11 protein-coding genes, 1 tRNA gene and 1 pseudogene are annotated in these 15,770 nt (G+C 68.9%); 10 read left to right on the top strand and 3 right to left on the bottom strand.

Annotated features, from left to right (window positions below; all coding sequences use genetic code 11):
• Window position 1: 1 nt before the first annotated feature.
• Entirely contained in the window at window positions 2-139 is a 138-nt protein-coding gene (gene rpmH / locus ACFSL4_RS05205) for a 50S ribosomal protein L34 (protein ID WP_003956500.1), read from the bottom strand.
• A gap of 424 nt (window positions 140-563) precedes the next feature.
• On the opposite strand from rpmH, the gene dnaA reads away from it, so the two are divergent.
• The 9 genes from dnaA to ACFSL4_RS05160 all read left to right on the top strand — a co-directional run bounded on the left by dnaA (window position 564) and on the right by ACFSL4_RS05160 (window position 13,334).
• Window positions 564-2,492: a chromosomal replication initiator protein DnaA gene (gene dnaA, locus ACFSL4_RS05200; protein WP_381078992.1), complete on the top strand. Its 1,929-nt coding sequence runs from the start codon at window positions 564-566 to the stop codon at window positions 2,490-2,492.
• Window positions 2,493-3,386: 894 nt separating this feature from the next.
• Window positions 3,387-4,517 (top strand): DNA polymerase III subunit beta, encoded by a 1,131-nt coding sequence (dnaN, locus tag ACFSL4_RS05195; RefSeq protein WP_381078990.1) that lies wholly within the window; start codon window positions 3,387-3,389, stop codon window positions 4,515-4,517.
• A 193-nt stretch (window positions 4,518-4,710) separates the two neighbouring features.
• A complete protein-coding gene (gene gnd / locus ACFSL4_RS05190; protein WP_381078988.1) occupies window positions 4,711-5,586 on the top strand; it encodes a phosphogluconate dehydrogenase (NAD(+)-dependent, decarboxylating) in 876 nt (291 codons plus the stop codon).
• Between the two features lie 52 nt (window positions 5,587-5,638).
• On the top strand, window positions 5,639-6,760 hold the full coding sequence (gene recF / locus ACFSL4_RS05185; RefSeq protein ID WP_381078986.1) for a DNA replication/repair protein RecF: 1,122 nt from the start codon (window positions 5,639-5,641) through the stop codon (window positions 6,758-6,760).
• The gene (locus tag ACFSL4_RS05180; protein ID WP_381078984.1) at window positions 6,757-7,290 is read left to right on the top strand and encodes a DciA family protein; all 534 of its coding nucleotides are present in this window, start codon (window positions 6,757-6,759) and stop codon (window positions 7,288-7,290) included. Before recF ends, ACFSL4_RS05180 begins: the two co-directional genes overlap by 4 nt.
• 360 nt (window positions 7,291-7,650) lie before the next feature.
• A complete protein-coding gene (gyrB, locus tag ACFSL4_RS05175) occupies window positions 7,651-9,735 on the top strand; it encodes a DNA topoisomerase (ATP-hydrolyzing) subunit B (protein ID WP_381078982.1) in 2,085 nt (694 codons plus the stop codon).
• A 42-nt stretch (window positions 9,736-9,777) separates the two neighbouring features.
• A complete protein-coding gene (gene gyrA, locus ACFSL4_RS05170) occupies window positions 9,778-12,372 on the top strand; it encodes a DNA gyrase subunit A (RefSeq protein WP_381078980.1) in 2,595 nt (864 codons plus the stop codon).
• Between the two features lie 18 nt (window positions 12,373-12,390).
• Window positions 12,391-13,143 (top strand): DUF3566 domain-containing protein, encoded by a 753-nt coding sequence (locus ACFSL4_RS05165; RefSeq protein ID WP_381078978.1) that lies wholly within the window; start codon window positions 12,391-12,393, stop codon window positions 13,141-13,143.
• Between the two features lie 114 nt (window positions 13,144-13,257).
• Window positions 13,258-13,334, top strand: a tRNA-Ile gene (locus tag ACFSL4_RS05160).
• Window positions 13,335-13,402: 68 nt separating this feature from the next.
• On the opposite strand, the pseudogene ACFSL4_RS05155 reads toward ACFSL4_RS05160, so the two are convergent.
• Both ACFSL4_RS05155 and ACFSL4_RS05150 read right to left on the bottom strand, forming a co-directional pair.
• A pseudogene (locus tag ACFSL4_RS05155) lies at window positions 13,403-13,942 on the bottom strand (tyrosine-type recombinase/integrase); the annotation flags it as partial.
• An 895-nt stretch (window positions 13,943-14,837) separates the two neighbouring features.
• Window positions 14,838-15,200 (bottom strand): DUF6344 domain-containing protein, encoded by a 363-nt coding sequence (locus ACFSL4_RS05150; RefSeq protein ID WP_381078974.1) that lies wholly within the window; start codon window positions 15,198-15,200, stop codon window positions 14,838-14,840.
• 347 nt (window positions 15,201-15,547) lie between these two features.
• Between ACFSL4_RS05150 and ACFSL4_RS05145 the strand changes: the two genes are divergently transcribed.
• Window positions 15,548-15,676: a DLW-39 family protein gene (locus ACFSL4_RS05145; protein WP_003999697.1), complete on the top strand. Its 129-nt coding sequence runs from the start codon at window positions 15,548-15,550 to the stop codon at window positions 15,674-15,676.
• Window positions 15,677-15,770: the final 94 nt, after the last annotated feature.

The following is a 15,770-nucleotide window of genomic DNA, read 5'->3' as shown; positions in this document are numbered from 1 at the left end:
ATCAGGCGGACAGTCGGGCGCGACCCTTGCTGCGGCGGGACGCCAGGATGGCGCGGCCGGCACGGGTGCGCATACGCAGCCGGAAGCCGTGGGTCTTCGCGCGACGACGGTTGTTCGGCTGGAAGGTGCGCTTGCTCACTCGGGGGCTCCAGTAGTGATTCGGTGGGTGGCGGGGCGTCGCCTGGCTGTCACCGTGCGCCCACGAGTAGCTCGCATTACGCCCGAGTGCACCGCTTCCCGATCACCGAAATGTGCCCTGGTCGGGGCACTGGTGCGTGATCTGTGCCCATCGGAGGCAGGCGGCAGCAGCCATCGACAACTCGACCTGGTTACGGTACGCGGGGCCGCGGCATCCGGTCAAACCAGCGACCCGGGAGAGACACTTGTCCACAGGCTGGGGACAACAACTTGAACCGTACCGGTCGCGCTGACTACCGTGACTGGACTCCGATTCGTTCCCTTGTCCCCGGACCGGCTGATTCGTTCCCGGCCGGTCCGCCCGACCGACGTCCCGACCCGTCCCACGACCACACGTTCGTGGGACCTGTGAGAGAGCGTGCCCTGTGGCTGACGTACCTGCCGATCTTGCCGCAGTGTGGCCACGCGTACTCGAGCGGCTTCTCGGTGAGGGGCGCGGACCGGGTGTCGAGGCGAAGGACGAGCACTGGATCAGGCGCTGCCAGCCGCTGGCTCTGGTCGCCGACACCGCCCTGCTCGCCGTACCGAACGAATTCGCGAAGGGCGTCCTCGAGGGCAGGCTCGCCCCGGTCGTCAGCGACACGCTGAGCCGTGAGTGCGGCCGCCCCATCCGCATCGCGATCACCGTCGACGACTCCGTCGGCGAGTCCCCGGCTCCGGCCGCCACCGCCCCGCCGCGCTACGAGGAGTCCGAGCTCCCCACCCCCCAGGGCCGTGACACCTATGAGGGCCATGACGGCCATGAGGGCCACGGGGGCTACGACGGATACGGCCGCCACCGTGCCGACGACCACCGCGCGGGCCGGCCCGACCGGCTCCCCACGGGCCCCGGCGACCAGCTCCCCGCCCCCCGCACCGAACAGGTCCCGCCGGCCCGCGCGGACCAGCTGCCGCCCGCCCGGCCCGCGTACCCGGGCGAATACCGGCGCTCCGAGCCCGGTGCCTGGCCGCGCTCCCCCCAGGACGACTACGGCTGGCAGCAGCAGCGGCTCGGCTTCCCCGAGCGCGACCCGTACGCGACGCCGCCGCCGGACTACCGCACACCGTCGCCGGCCCGGCCGCCGTACGAGCAGCAGCGCCCCGAGTACAGCGGCGGGCGCCCCGACTTCGACCAGCAGCGCCCCGACCGCCGCGACCTCCCGGAGCCGCCCGGCGGCGGCCAGGTGCACCGTGGCGGGCCCACCGGGACGGGCCGGCCCACCAGCGGCGCCCCCGGTCCGCTGGCCGCGCAGCCCGCGCCGGCGACGGGCCCGGGCGAGCCCACCGCGCGCCTCAACCCGAAGTACCTCTTCGACACGTTCGTCATCGGCGCCTCCAACCGCTTCGCACACGCCGCCGCGGTGGCCGTCGCCGAGGCACCGGCGAAGGCGTACAACCCCCTCTTCATCTACGGGGAGTCGGGGCTCGGCAAGACGCACCTGCTGCACGCCATCGGGCACTACGCGCGCAGCCTCTACCCGGGCACCCGGGTGCGGTACGTGAGCTCGGAGGAATTCACCAACGAGTTCATCAACTCCATCCGCGACGGCAAGGCGGACGCGTTCCGCAAGCGCTACCGCGACATGGACATCCTGCTCGTCGACGACATCCAGTTCCTGGCGCAGAAGGAGTCGACGCAGGAGGAGTTCTTCCACACCTTCAACACGCTCCACAACGCCAACAAGCAGATCGTGCTGTCCTCGGACCGGCCGCCCAAGCAGCTGATCACCCTGGAGGACCGGCTGCGCAACCGCTTCGAGTGGGGTCTGATCACCGACGTCCAGCCGCCCGAGCTGGAGACGCGCATCGCGATCCTGCGCAAGAAGGCGGTCCAGGAGCAGCTGAACGCGCCGCCGGAGGTCCTGGAGTTCATCGCCTCCCGCATCTCCCGCAACATCCGCGAACTGGAGGGCGCGCTGATCCGGGTGACGGCGTTCGCGTCGCTCAACCGCCAGCCCGTGGACCTCGGCCTGACCGAGATCGTCCTCAAGGACCTGATCCCGGGCGGCGAGGACACGGCCCCCGAGATCACGGCCACCGCCATCATGGCCGCCACCGCCGACTACTTCGGGCTGACGGTCGAGGACCTGTGCGGCACCTCGCGGGGGCGTGCGCTGGTGACCGCCCGCCAGATCGCGATGTATCTGTGCCGTGAGCTGACGGATCTGTCGCTGCCGAAGATCGGCGCACAGTTCGGCGGCCGGGACCACACGACCGTGATGCACGCGGACCGCAAGATCCGCGCGCTGATGGCGGAGCGGCGCTCGATCTACAACCAGGTGACGGAGCTGACGAACCGCATCAAGAACGGCTGACGTCCGTCCGCGCGGACGACGCCGGACAAGGCGCCGAGGGCGCCCCGGGAGGTCTTCCCGGGGCGCCCTCACTCGTTCCGCGGCACCCGCCCCGGCTCGTTCCGCGACCGCCCCTGTTCGAATGCCCGCCGGGTTACGGCCCCTCTCCACAGATTCCGCGACTTTCCTCCGTCCACATCCTGGGGACCGCGCAGTTGTCCAGACAGCGTCCACAGGTGGGGTGGCAGGATGTCGATCACACCAGCTCAGCCGCCTGTGGATTCGTGGACGGACGCTCTCCACAGCCTGTGGACAGGGCGAAGATCCACAGGCTGTGCACGCAGTTGTCCACCGGCGGCCCACAGGCTGAAGGCGGTTGTCCCCAGCGATCCCCGGCTTCTCCACATCGCTGTCCACTGTTCGGCAACATGACGCGTCTCCTCACCGCGTCGAGTGAAAGGCGTCACATCGAGGTGCCGGATTGACCTGTGGGAAAGGCGGGTAAAGCTGGGGACGGCACTGGGGAGAAGTGCCCCGAGGCTGTGCACGGGATGTGCAGAACTTTCCGTTCTCCACAGACAGGCCCGGTTGTCCACGGCCGCCGCCCACAGGGCCCGTGGACAAAATCTCAGGTGTGACCTGGGTCTATGTGGTTATCCACGGTTTCCACAGGCCCTACTACTACTCCCAATCAGAGAGACCGGGGAGTTCGCTTCGAAGCGGGTGCTGTGCACAACTCGCCCTCCGGCTTCCGGCCGCCCCTCGTCACGACTTGACCCCGACGGGCATCCACTGTCGGTGCCGTGCGTCAGACTGGTCCCCGGTGTCCTTCCCGTCCCAGGGGTCCGGGACACCACTCAGACGACGAAGGCGAAGCAGGGCGAGAACGCCGGCAACAGCAGGAGGCGGCTTACCGTGAAGATCCGGGTGGAACGCGACGTACTCGCGGAGGCAGTGGCCTGGGCGGCGCGCAGCCTCCCGGCCCGTCCGCCGGCGCCTGTCCTCGCCGGCCTGCTCCTGAAGGCCGAGGACGGGCAGCTGAGCCTGTCCAGCTTCGACTACGAGGTCTCCGCGCGCGTGTCCGTGGAGGCGGAGGTCGAGGAGGAGGGCACGGTCCTCGTCTCCGGCCGCCTCCTCGCCGACATCTCCCGCGCCCTTCCCAACCGCCCGGTGGAGATTTCCACAGACGGTGTACGGGCGACGGTGGTCTGCGGCTCCTCGCGGTTCACCCTCCACACCCTTCCCGTGGAGGAGTACCCCTCGCTGCCCCCGATGCCGAACGCGACGGGCACCGTCCCAGGCGAGGTCTTCGCCGCGGCCGCCGCCCAGGTCGCCATCGCAGCCGGGCGCGACGACACGCTGCCCGTGCTCACCGGTGTACGCATCGAGATCGAGGGCGACACGGTGACGCTGGCCTCCACCGACCGCTACCGCTTCGCGGTCCGCGAGTTCCTGTGGAAGCCGGAGAACCCGGAGGCGTCCGCGGTCGCCCTGGTGCCCGCCAAGACACTCCTGGACACCGCCAAGGCGCTGACCAGCGGCGACAGCGTGATCCTGGCGCTGTCCGGCTCGGGTGCGGGTGAGGGCCTGATCGGTTTCGAGGGCGCCGGGCGGCGTACGACGACCCGTCTCCTGGAGGGCGACCTCCCCAAGTACCGCACGCTGTTCCCGACGGAGTTCAACTCGGTCGCCACCATCGAGACCGCCCCCTTCGTCGAGGCCGTCAAGCGCGTCGCCCTGGTCGCCGAGCGCAACACCCCGGTGCGCCTCAGCTTCGAGCAGGGCGTGCTGACTCTGGAGGCCGGCTCCAGCGACGACGCACAGGCCGTGGAAAGGGTCGACGCCCAGCTGGAGGGCGACGACATCTCCATCGCGTTCAACCCGACCTTCCTGCTGGACGGACTGAGCGCGATCGACTCCCCGGTGGCCCAGCTGTCCTTCACGACGTCCACGAAGCCCGCGCTGCTCAACGGGAAGCCGGCGGTGGACGCCGAGGCGAACGAGGCGTACAAGTACCTGATCATGCCGGTGCGGCTGAGCGGCTGAGCGGCCGTCCACAGCGCTTGCCGGCCCTGTTGATCGCGGGTATGCCGGTCATCCCGGCCCGTCAGGTGAAGCCGCAGGTCGTGGCCACACGCTTGAGCGTGTATGCCCACAGATGTGCGTGAGCGTCCGGGTTTAGGCTCGGACGCGGGCACGGAAGTGCCCTCACGTCACGTCGCAACCTAAGGAACAACTGATGGAGCTCGGTCTCGTCGGACTCGGCAAGATGGGCGGCAACATGCGCGAGCGGATACGCCGCGCGGGGCACACCGTCATCGGATACGACCGCAACCCGGACCTCGCGGACGTCCACAGCCTCGAAGAGCTGGTGGGCAAGCTCGCGGGCCCGCGCGTGGTGTGGGTGATGGTTCCGGCCGGTGCCCCGACCCAGTCCACGATCGACGAGCTGGCCGATCTCCTGGAGCCGGGTGACGTGGTCGTGGACGGCGGGAACTCCCGCTGGACGGACGACGAGAAGCACGCCGGGCAGCTGGCGGCCAAGGGCATCGGCTTCGTCGACTGCGGCGTCTCCGGCGGCGTCTGGGGCCTGCAGAACGGCTATGCGCTGATGTACGGCGGGGACGCCGAGCACATCGCCAAGGTGCAGCCGTTCTTCGACGCGCTCAAGCCTGAGGGGCCGTACGGCTCGGTCCACGCGGGCAAGGTGGGGGCGGGCCACTTCTCGAAGATGGTCCACAACGGCATCGAGTACGCGATGATGCAGGCCTACGCCGAGGGCTGGGAGCTGCTGGAGAAGATCGACTCCGTGGACAACGTCCGCGAGGTCTTCCGCTCCTGGCAGGAGGGCACGGTCATCCGCTCCTGGCTGCTCGACCTCGCGGTCGGTGCCCTCGACGAGGACGAGCACCTGGACCGGCTGCGCGGCTACGCCGAGGACTCCGGCGAGGGACGCTGGACCGTGGAGGCCGCCATCGACAACGCGGTGCCGCTGCCGGCGATCACCGCGTCGCTGTTCGCGCGGTTCGCGTCCCGGCAGGACGACTCGCCGCAGATGAAGATGATCGCGGCGCTGCGCAACCAGTTCGGCGGCCACGCCGTCGAGACGAAGTGATCCACAGGGCCGCCCGGCGGTCCGCAACCCTGGGGGAGGTCGGCGAACGACCATGCACGTCACGCACCTGTCGCTGGCCGACTTCCGCTCGTACGCCCGGGTCGAAGTCCCGCTCGACCCGGGCGTCACCGCCTTCGTCGGCCCCAACGGCCAGGGCAAGACGAACCTCGTCGAGGCGGTCGGCTACCTGGCCACCCTGGGCAGCCACCGCGTCTCCTCCGACGCCCCCCTCGTCCGTGTGGGCGCCGACCGCGCGATCGTCCGGGCCGCGGTGCGCCAGGGCGAGCGCCGGCAGCTGATCGAGCTGGAGCTGAACCCCGGCAAGGCCAACCGCGCCCGCATCAACAGGTCCTCCCAGGTCAGGCCCCGCGACGTGCTCGGCATCGTACGGTCGGTGCTGTTCGCACCCGAAGACCTCGCGCTGGTCAAGGGCGACCCGGGCGAGCGGCGCCGCTTCCTCGACGAGCTGATCACCGCCCGCTCCCCGCGCATGGCGGGCGTCCGCTCCGACTACGACCGGGTGCTCAAGCAGCGCAACACCCTCCTCAAGTCGGCCGCGCTGGCCCGCCGCCACGGTGGCCGGTCCATCGACCTGTCCACCCTCGACGTGTGGGACCAGCACCTCGCCCGCGCGGGCGCCGAGCTGCTCGCCCGGCGCCTCGACCTGATCGCCGCGATCCAGCCGCTCGCCGACAAGGCGTACGACCAGCTGGCGCCCGGCGGCGGCCCGGTCGTCCTGGAGTACCGGCCGTCCGCGCCCGGTGAGGCGTACACCCGTGAGGCGCTCTGCGAGCAGTTGACGGCCGCGCTCGCCGAGGCCCGCAAGCAGGAGATCGAGCGCGGCGTCACCCTGGTGGGACCCCACCGGGACGATCTGCTGCTCAGACTCGGCCGACTGCCCGCCAAGGGATACGCGTCCCACGGGGAGTCCTGGTCCTGCGCGCTGGCGCTGCGCCTGGCGTCGTACGACCTTCTGCGCGCGGAGGGCAATGAACCGGTGCTCGTCCTCGACGATGTCTTCGCCGAGCTGGACACCCGCCGTCGTGAGCGCCTGGCGGAGCTGGTCGCGCCCGGGGAGCAGGTCCTGGTGACCGCCGCGGTCGACGACGACGTACCACACGCCCTGACGGGGACCCGGTACACCGTGTCCGACGGCACCGTGGAGCGTGCATGAGCACCGACGAGCCCGCCCCCGGCAAGACCCCCGGCCTCTCGGGCGTGGACCTCGCACGCGTGGCACTGAGGAACGCGAAGGAACAGGCACGCGCGCGTGGGGACGCGGCACAGCAGAAGAAGCAGGCGCGGCGCGGTGGCCTGCGCTCCGGCGCGCGCGCCGACCGCCGCGATCCGATGGCGCTCGGCGCGGCCATCAACCGGTTGATCACCGAGCGCGGCTGGGAGACGCCGGCCGCGGTGGGCGGCGTGATGGGCCGCTGGCCGCAGATCGTCGGCGAGGACCTCGCCAGGCACTGCGTCCCGCAGCGGTACGACGAGGACGAACGCGTTCTGACCGTGCAGTGCGGCTCCACGGCGTGGGCGACGCAGTTGCGGTTGCTGGCCCCGCAGCTGGTCGCGCGCCTCAACGAGGATCTCGGGCACGGGACGGTCCGGATGATCAGGGTGCACGGCCCCGACGGGTCCGCCCGCCGCTTGGGTCCCCTGCGCGCCCCGGGGAGCACCGGGCCGGGCGACACCTATGGGTGACATACATCACCCGAGGCCGCCCGGAGCAGTCCCTGAGGGGGCCTCCGTCACGCCCCGCGTGGGGGCGGACACCGACCTGACTCCGCAGTAGCCAAGGGTTGACAGCCGGAAGCGCTGAGTGCCGCTCAGAGCCTCTTGGAGCCCCGTTCCGTATATGGGGAGTCGGGTGAGACCGGTTGAGGGCGGCACATGCGGACTCAGGTACCGGCAAACCCCCATCACTGTCGGCGCTACCGGTAGACTGGGGGACAATCCCGCCCCGTTCGTGGGGACCGTCCGGGTAAAGCTGAGCAACGCTGATCAAGGCTTACCAACGCAACATGCCGCAGCCGCTCCGGCAACCGCCGACGAGCCTGGCTTGTGCTGTGCCAGAAAGGGCGCTTCGTGGCCGATTCCGGCAACCCCAACGAGAACATCCCGTCCACCGACGCCGGCGCACACGCCGAGGTCACCTCGTCCACCGGCGAGGTGACCGCTTCGTATGACGCCAGCGCGATCACCGTCCTCGAGGGTCTGGACGCGGTCCGCAAGCGACCCGGTATGTACATCGGCTCGACAGGTGAGCGCGGTCTGCACCACCTCGTGTACGAGGTCGTCGACAACTCCGTCGACGAGGCGCTGGCCGGGTACGCGGACACCATCGACGTCACGATCCTTCCCGACGGCGGGGTACGGGTCGTCGACAACGGCCGTGGCATCCCGGTCGGCATCGTCCCCTCCGAGGGCAAGCCGGCCGTCGAGGTCGTGCTGACGGTCCTGCACGCGGGCGGCAAGTTCGGCGGCGGCGGCTACGCAGTCTCCGGCGGTCTGCACGGCGTGGGCGTCTCCGTTGTGAACGCCCTCTCCAGCAGGGTCTCTGTCGAGGTCAGGACCGACGGCCACCGCTGGACGCAGGACTACAAGATGGGCGTCCCGACGGCCTCGCTCGCGCAGCACGAGGCCACGGGCGAGACCGGCACTTCCGTCACCTTCTGGGCCGACCCGGACATCTTCGAGACCACCGAGTACTCCTTCGAGACGCTCTCGCGGCGCTTCCAGGAGATGGCGTTCCTCAACAAGGGTTTGACGATCAAACTCACTGACGAGCGCGAGTCGGCGAAGGCCGTGACCGGTGCGGACGAGGCGGGCGCCGACGAGAAGGACGAAGTCAAGGCCGTCACCTATCACTACGAGGGCGGCATCGTCGACTTCGTGAAGTACCTCAACTCCCGCAAGGGAGACGTGGTGCACCCCACCGTCATCGACCTGGAGGCGGAGGACAAGGACAAGAGCCTGTCCCTCGAGGTCGCGATGCAGTGGAACAGCGGCTACAGCGAGGGCGTGTACTCCTTCGCCAACATCATCCACACGCACGAGGGCGGTACGCACGAGGAGGGCTTCCGCGCGGCCCTCACGAGCCTGATCAACAAGTACGCGCGCGACAAGAAGCTGCTGCGCGAGAAGGACGACAACCTCACCGGTGACGACATCCGTGAGGGGCTGACGGCGATCATCTCGGTCAAGCTGAGCGAGCCGCAGTTCGAAGGCCAGACGAAGACCAAGCTGGGCAACACGGAGGCGAAGACCTTCGTGCAGCGGGCGGTCTACGAGCACCTCAACGACTGGCTGGACCGCAACCCGGTGGAGGCCGCGGACATCATCCGCAAGGGCATCCAGGCGGCCACCGCGCGTGTGGCGGCCCGCAAGGCGCGTGACCTGACCCGGCGCAAGGGCCTCCTGGAGTCGGCGTCCCTGCCGGGCAAGCTGTCGGACTGCCAGTCGAACGACCCGACCAAGTGTGAGATCTTCATCGTCGAGGGTGACTCCGCCGGCGGCTCGGCCAAGTCCGGCCGCAACCCTCAGTACCAGGCGATCCTCCCGATCCGCGGCAAGATCCTCAATGTCGAGAAGGCCAGGATCGACAAGATCCTGCAGAACCAGGAGATCCAGGCGCTGATCTCCGCCTTCGGCACGGGTGTGCACGAGGACTTCGACATCGAGAAGCTCCGCTACCACAAGATCATCCTGATGGCGGACGCCGACGTCGACGGCCAGCACATCAGCACACTGCTGCTGACCTTCCTCTTCCGTTTCATGCGGCCGCTGGTCGAGGCCGGGCACGTGTACCTGTCCCGTCCCCCGCTGTACAAGATCAAGTGGGGCCGGGACGACGTCGAGTACGCCTACTCGGACCGCGAGCGCGACGCACTGATCGAGATGGGCCGCCAGCGCGGCAAGCGGGTCCGCGAGGACTCGATCCAGCGCTTCAAGGGCCTCGGCGAGATGAACGCCGAGGAGCTGCGCGTGACCACGATGGACCAGGAGCACCGGGTCCTCGGCCAGGTCACCCTGGACGACGCCGCCCAGGCCGACGACCTGTTCTCGGTCCTCATGGGCGAGGACGTCGAGGCCCGCCGCCAGTTCATCCAGCGCAACGCCAAGGACGTCCGCTTCCTCGACATCTGAGTCGGTCTCAGCTGACCGCACCAGGAAGGATCCCCACCGGCAATGGCCGACGAGAACACCCCAGTCACCCCCGAAGAGGGCGGCGAACTCGCGATGCGTGTCGAGCCCGTCGGGCTCGAGACGGAGATGCAGCGCTCGTACCTCGACTACGCGATGTCCGTCATCGTCTCGCGTGCGCTGCCCGACGTCCGGGACGGGCTCAAGCCCGTGCACCGCCGCGTCCTGTACGCGATGTACGACGGCGGCTACCGGCCCGAGCGCGGCTTCTACAAGTGCGCCCGCGTCGTCGGCGACGTCATGGGCAACTACCACCCGCACGGCGACTCCTCGATCTACGACGCGCTGGTCCGCCTCGCGCAGCCGTGGTCGATGCGGATGCCGCTGGTGGACTCCAACGGCAACTTCGGCTCCCCGGGCAACGACCCCGCCGCCGCCATGCGCTACACCGAGTGCAAGATGGCGCCGCTGTCCATGGAGATGGTCCGCGACATCGACGAGGAGACCGTCGACTTCACGGACAACTACGACGGCCGCTCCCAGGAGCCGACGGTCCTTCCGTCCCGCTTCCCGAACCTGCTGATCAACGGCTCCGCCGGTATCGCGGTCGGCATGGCGACCAACATCCCGCCGCACAACCTGCGCGAGGTGGCGGCCGGCGCCCAGTGGTACCTGGAGAACCCGGACGCCTCGCACGAGGAGCTGCTCGACGCCCTCATCGAGCGGATCAAGGGCCCGGACTTCCCGACGGGCGCCCTGGTGGTGGGCCGCAAGGGCATCGAGGAGGCCTACCGCACCGGGCGCGGCTCGATCACCATGCGCGCGGTCGTCGAGGTCGAGGAGATCCAGAACCGCCAGTGCCTGGTGGTCACCGAGCTGCCCTACCAGGTCAACCCGGACAACCTCGCGCAGAAGATCGCCGACCTGGTCAAGGACGGGAAGATCGGCGGCATCGCCGACGTCCGCGACGAGACGTCCTCGCGCACCGGCCAGCGGCTGGTCATCGTGCTCAAGCGCGACGCGGTCGCCAAGGTCGTCCTGAACAACCTCTACAAGCACACCGACCTGCAGACGAACTTCGGCGCCAACATGCTGGCGCTCGTCGACGGGGTGCCGCGCACCCTGTCCCTGGACGCGTTCATCCGTCACTGGGTGACGCACCAGATCGAGGTCGTCGTCCGCCGTACGCGTTTCAGGCTGCGCAAGGCCGAGGAGCGTGCGCACATCCTGCGCGGCCTGCTGAAGGCCCTGGACGCCATCGACGAGGTCATCGCGCTGATCCGGCGCAGCGACACGGTCGAGATCGCCCGTGAGGGTCTGATGGGCCTGCTGGAGATCGACGAGATCCAGGCCAACGCCATCCTCGAGATGCAGCTGCGGCGCCTCGCCGCCCTGGAGCGACAGAAGATCGTCCAGGAGCACGACGAACTCCAGGCGAAGATCCGCGAGTACAACGAGATCCTCGCTTCGCCGGTCCGCCAGCGCGGCATCATCAGCGAGGAACTCGGCGCGATCGTCGAGAAGTTCGGCGACGACCGCCGCTCCAAGCTGGTGCCCTTCGACGGCGACATGTCCATCGAGGACCTGATCGCCGAAGAGGACATCGTCGTCACCATCACGCGCGGCGGCTACGTCAAGCGCACCAAGACGGACGACTACCGTTCGCAGAAGCGCGGCGGCAAGGGCGTGCGCGGCACGAAACTCAAGGAAGACGACATCGTCGACCACTTCTTCGTGTCCACGACGCACCACTGGCTGCTGTTCTTCACCAACAAGGGCCGCGTCTACCGCGCGAAGGCGTACGAACTGCCCGACGCCGGCCGGGACGCCCGCGGCCAGCACGTCGCGAACCTGCTCGCCTTCCAGCCGGACGAGTCGATCGCGGAGATCCTCGCGATCCGCGACTACGAGGCCGCGCCGTACCTGGTGCTCGCCACCAAGGGCGGTCTGGTCAAGAAGACGCCTCTGAAGGATTACGATTCGCCGCGCTCCGGAGGCGTCATCGCGATCAATCTCCGTGAGACGGAGGGCGGATCCGATGACGAACTGATCGGGGCCGAGCTGGTTTCGCCCTCGGACGATCTGCTCCTGATCAGCAGGAAGGCGCAGTCGATCCGGTTCACCGCGACCGACGAGTCCCTGCGGCCGATGGGCCGTGCCACCTCGGGCGTCAAGGGGATGAGTTTCCGTGAGGGCGACGAACTCCTCTCGATGAATGTCGTTCGACCCGGTACGTTCGTGTTCACTGCCACCGACGGCGGGTACGCGAAGCGGACCGCCGTCGACGAGTACCGCGTCCAGGGTCGCGGCGGCCTCGGCATCAAGGCCGCCAAGATCGTCGAGGACCGCGGCTCGCTCGTCGGCGCGCTGGTGGTCGAGGAGAGCGACGAGATCCTCGCCATCACGCTGTCCGGCGGTGTGATTCGTACGCGAGTCAACGAGGTCAGGGAGACGGGCCGTGACACCATGGGCGTCCAACTGATCAACCTGGGCAAGCGCGATGCCGTCGTCGGTATCGCACGTAACGCCGAGGCGGGACGCGAGGCGGAGGAAGTCGACGGCGAGGAGGCCGTGGACGAGATCGCCGAGGGTGCCGCGACGACCGGCACGGACGAGGGTGAAACGCCCTCGGCCGAGTAGCACGAGGAGTGAGTCAGCGTGAGCGGAGCCACGGGCGCCGGACCGACGGGTACGGAGACGGACGGCGGCCATGGTTCCGGCACGGATCAGACCGGCTCCCATCAGTCTCATGGATCCCAGGGGGGAACTGTGACGGACACCCGAGGCCCGCAGACCCAGCAGTACGTGGCTGGAGCGGGCCCGGCCGCTCCGGGCGCCGCGCCGGCCGCTCCGGGCGCCGCGCCGGCCGCACCGGGCGTACAGCAGGCCCCGGGTCAGGGGCCGGCGGCCGCGTCCCCGCTGCCGGGCGATCGGCAGCCGCAGCAGCCCGCGGGGCCCTACCACCCGCCGCAGGCCTACCCGGCGCAGACACCGGCGGGCGCCGTACGCCGCCCCCGCACCGGCGCGCGCACCACCCCCCGGACGCGCAAGGCGCGCCTCAGGGTGGCGAAGGCGGACCCGTGGTCGGTGATGAAGGTCAGCTTCCTGCTCTCCATCGCGCTCGGCATCTGCACGATCGTGGCGTCGGCGGTGCTGTGGATGGTCATGGACGCCATGGGCGTCTTCTCGACGGTCGGCGGCACGATCTCGGAGGCCACCGGCTCGAACGAGTCGAACGGATTCGACCTGCAGTCGTTCCTGTCGCTGCCGCATGTGCTGATGTTCACGATGATCATCGCTGTCATCGACGTCGTTCTGGCGACCGCCCTGGCGACGCTGGGCGCGTTCATCTACAACCTCTCCGCGGGTTTCGTGGGCGGCGTCGAGCTGACGCTGGCGGAGGACGAGTAGCCGGGGTTCCCGAGCGCGCCCCGGACGGACCCCTGGTTATCGATTTTGGGACTGCCCACGTCGTGCGCTAATCTTCAGGAGTCAGCGCGCGGGACGCACACCGCAGAGCGCGGCGGGGCTATAGCTCAGTTGGTTAGAGCGCATCCCTGATAAGGATGAGGCCACAGGTTCAAATCCTGTTAGCCCCACCAGCGAAGAGACCCCCGGATCATCGGTCCGGGGGTCTCTTGGCACCAGCGATTGACACCAACAGCGGCGATCAGCCGATGAGCGGGTCTTCCAGCAGCTCGGCGAGCATCGCGACGGCTTCCCGCTCGCTGTTGCCCACCACGTGCGTGTAGACGTCCATGGTCATGCTGATCTGGCTGTGCCGGAGGATCGCCTGAGCCACCTTGGGGTGCACCTTCAGGAAGGCGAGCAGGGTCCCGCAGGTGTGCCGGGCGAGCCGGACCGTGATGCGGCGGACGCCGGCCCGCTCGACCAGCCGATCGAAAGTGCGGGAGAAGCCCACCGGATCGATCATTCCGCCATGCTCGGACGAGAAGATCAGGTCTTGGTCCGGCTCCTGAGACCAGTGCTGACCGGCGATCTTCTGTTCCAGCTCTTGCAGCTCCCGCCGCTCTTCCAGGGCGCGGGCACAGAACTCCGGCAAGGGGAGCACCGCCTGTGACGACTCGGTCTTGAGATCCTTGAGGACCAGACCGACGCCCTTCACGCGCTGCACCTGCTTGACCGGCGTGAACTGCCTAGCCTCGGAGTCGATGTCCTGCCGGCGCACGCTGTGCCGACGCGCGCCCACTGCGGACAGGGCCAGGCGCTATGAGTCGATCACCCCATAGAGCAGCTCACGGCCAAGACAATGCCTCCGGCGGGGGATCGGCCGGCACCGGGATGGAGGGGGCGCCGCCGCCGGCTGCGGGTCCCTAGGGGCATGCGCGGGGAGCTCGTCCCGGCCCCCCCGCCGACCCAGGCAGAGCCGAGCAGACGCGGCCCAGGGCGTCAAGGTCGTTCGTACGGTGGCGCGTTCCACCTTGACGCCCTGAACCACGCCCGCTCCACGGTGTGTGGGTCGACGGCGGGCGGGATGGGAGCTGGGGAAGGTGGTGGGCTGAGGTTGCGAGCTGATAAGCACGGCCGATATGACTGCCAGTGACCGAGCCGTGTAGAGCTGCGGAACTGATCGTTTCCTGCCCGCGTCATAGCGTTTATGGCACAAGGTGGGAGCACGATGGGTGAGGAGCCGACGTGGGCAGATCTACTGGTCACCTTCCTCTTCATAGGGGCCGTTCCTACCCTCATCGGAGGGGCAGCCGTCTTATCCCTTATCGGACTGACGATGTGGATGACAGCACCGCTGAGGAGACGCAGGCGGAAACGAAACGCCTAGCGTGCCGGATTGGATCTGCCAAGACCGCCCCACTCCGCTGACACCAGCGGCTGACACCAACAAGCGCGAACGGCGGTGACCCGAACTGGACGGCAGTGAACGGTCAGGTGAGGCATGGAGAGCGCTGGCCGATGTTGCCGACACCGCATGATCGACCGGATAAGGATGAGGCCACAGGTTCAAATCCTGTCAGCCCCACCAGCGAAGAGACCCCCGACCGGCCATGGTTGGGGGTCTTCGCCGTGAAGGCGTCGTACGCAAGATCGCCCGAGATGTCGTCGTGGTGCCGGGGGTGGCGGTTCCGAGGTCACAGCCGCAGGCGCACCGTCGGCTCGATGGAGGTGGCAGGTTCGTGCAGGCTCCTGAGGGCATGGCGGGCGATCGGGACCGACGCGACGGCGGTCGTGCGCGCGCGGTGGCGGCAGGTCGGGGCGGCTCCGTGGGCCTCGGCGCTGATGCGTTGCTTCATCGTGGGGGGCAGGGACCGGTCGCGCGCCCAACTGTCGGGAGCGGGCATCGGGAGCGTCGCCTGTGGGCTGCCGTTGTGTGCCGGCTGTGTCTGGGCCACGGCCGCCTCGGCGGTCGTGGTGGCGAATCCGAGCGCGGCGCACAGCGCCAGGAAGGCTGTGACGATGGCGGTCCACAGTTTCATGACCTTGTTCCCGGTCATGACCCCTCACTTTCAGGTTGGTCGATTTGCGTACTTTCCTCATGATGTGTAAGGGCGCTGGGAAGTGGTGGACCGACGCCCGTGGCGCGTCGATCTTCCGATGAACACCACCCGGACGGGCGCAAGAGGCCCCGAACGTCCGGTTCGGGTGAGGAAGGTAGTGAACATCACGTTCTGTGAGGTCTGATCGCGCGTAGATCGGAGCGGTGCCGTCCTGCCGTACTGGGGTGTGCAGGGCGGCAGTTGAGGACCAATGGAGGACCGACGCAGGTCACTGGTCGATATCGGCCGGTGTGTATAGTCGGGCGCCAGAGGTCCCCTACGTCAAGGAAAGACGAGGTCGCGCGGTGAAGAAGCTTCTCCTGGTCGCACTGGCCGCCATCGGCGGGCTCCTCGTGTACCGCCAGATCCAGGCGGATCGCGCCGAGCAGGATCTGTGGACGGAGGCGACCGACTCCGTGCCCACGGGTTCCTGAGCCCGACGGACGACAGAATCAGAGCAGGCCCCGGCCGTCGATGCGGTCGGGGCCTTGTGTTGCCCCGGAGGCGGGGCGGGTGTAGGGGGCGTCG

This window comes from Streptomyces caeni, from assembly GCF_042678285.1.
Lineage (GTDB): Bacteria > Actinomycetota > Actinomycetes > Streptomycetales > Streptomycetaceae > Streptomyces > Streptomyces caeni.
This window is presented reverse-complemented; position numbering and strand designations above follow the sequence as displayed.

Bases quoted from the DNA above. Each gene is read 5' to 3' on its own strand.
- ACFSL4_RS05180 (WP_381078984.1), top strand. From the start codon at position 6,757: ATGAGCACCGACGAGCCCGCCCCCGGCAAGACCCCCGGCCTCTCGGGC.
- gnd (WP_381078988.1), top strand. From the start codon at position 4,711: ATGGAGCTCGGTCTCGTCGGACTCGGCAAGATGGGCGGCAACATGCGC.
- ACFSL4_RS05150 (WP_381078974.1), bottom strand. From the start codon at position 15,200: ATGACCGGGAACAAGGTCATGAAACTGTGGACCGCCATCGTCACAGCC.
- recF (WP_381078986.1), top strand. From the start codon at position 5,639: ATGCACGTCACGCACCTGTCGCTGGCCGACTTCCGCTCGTACGCCCGG.
- gyrA (WP_381078980.1), top strand. From the start codon at position 9,778: ATGGCCGACGAGAACACCCCAGTCACCCCCGAAGAGGGCGGCGAACTC.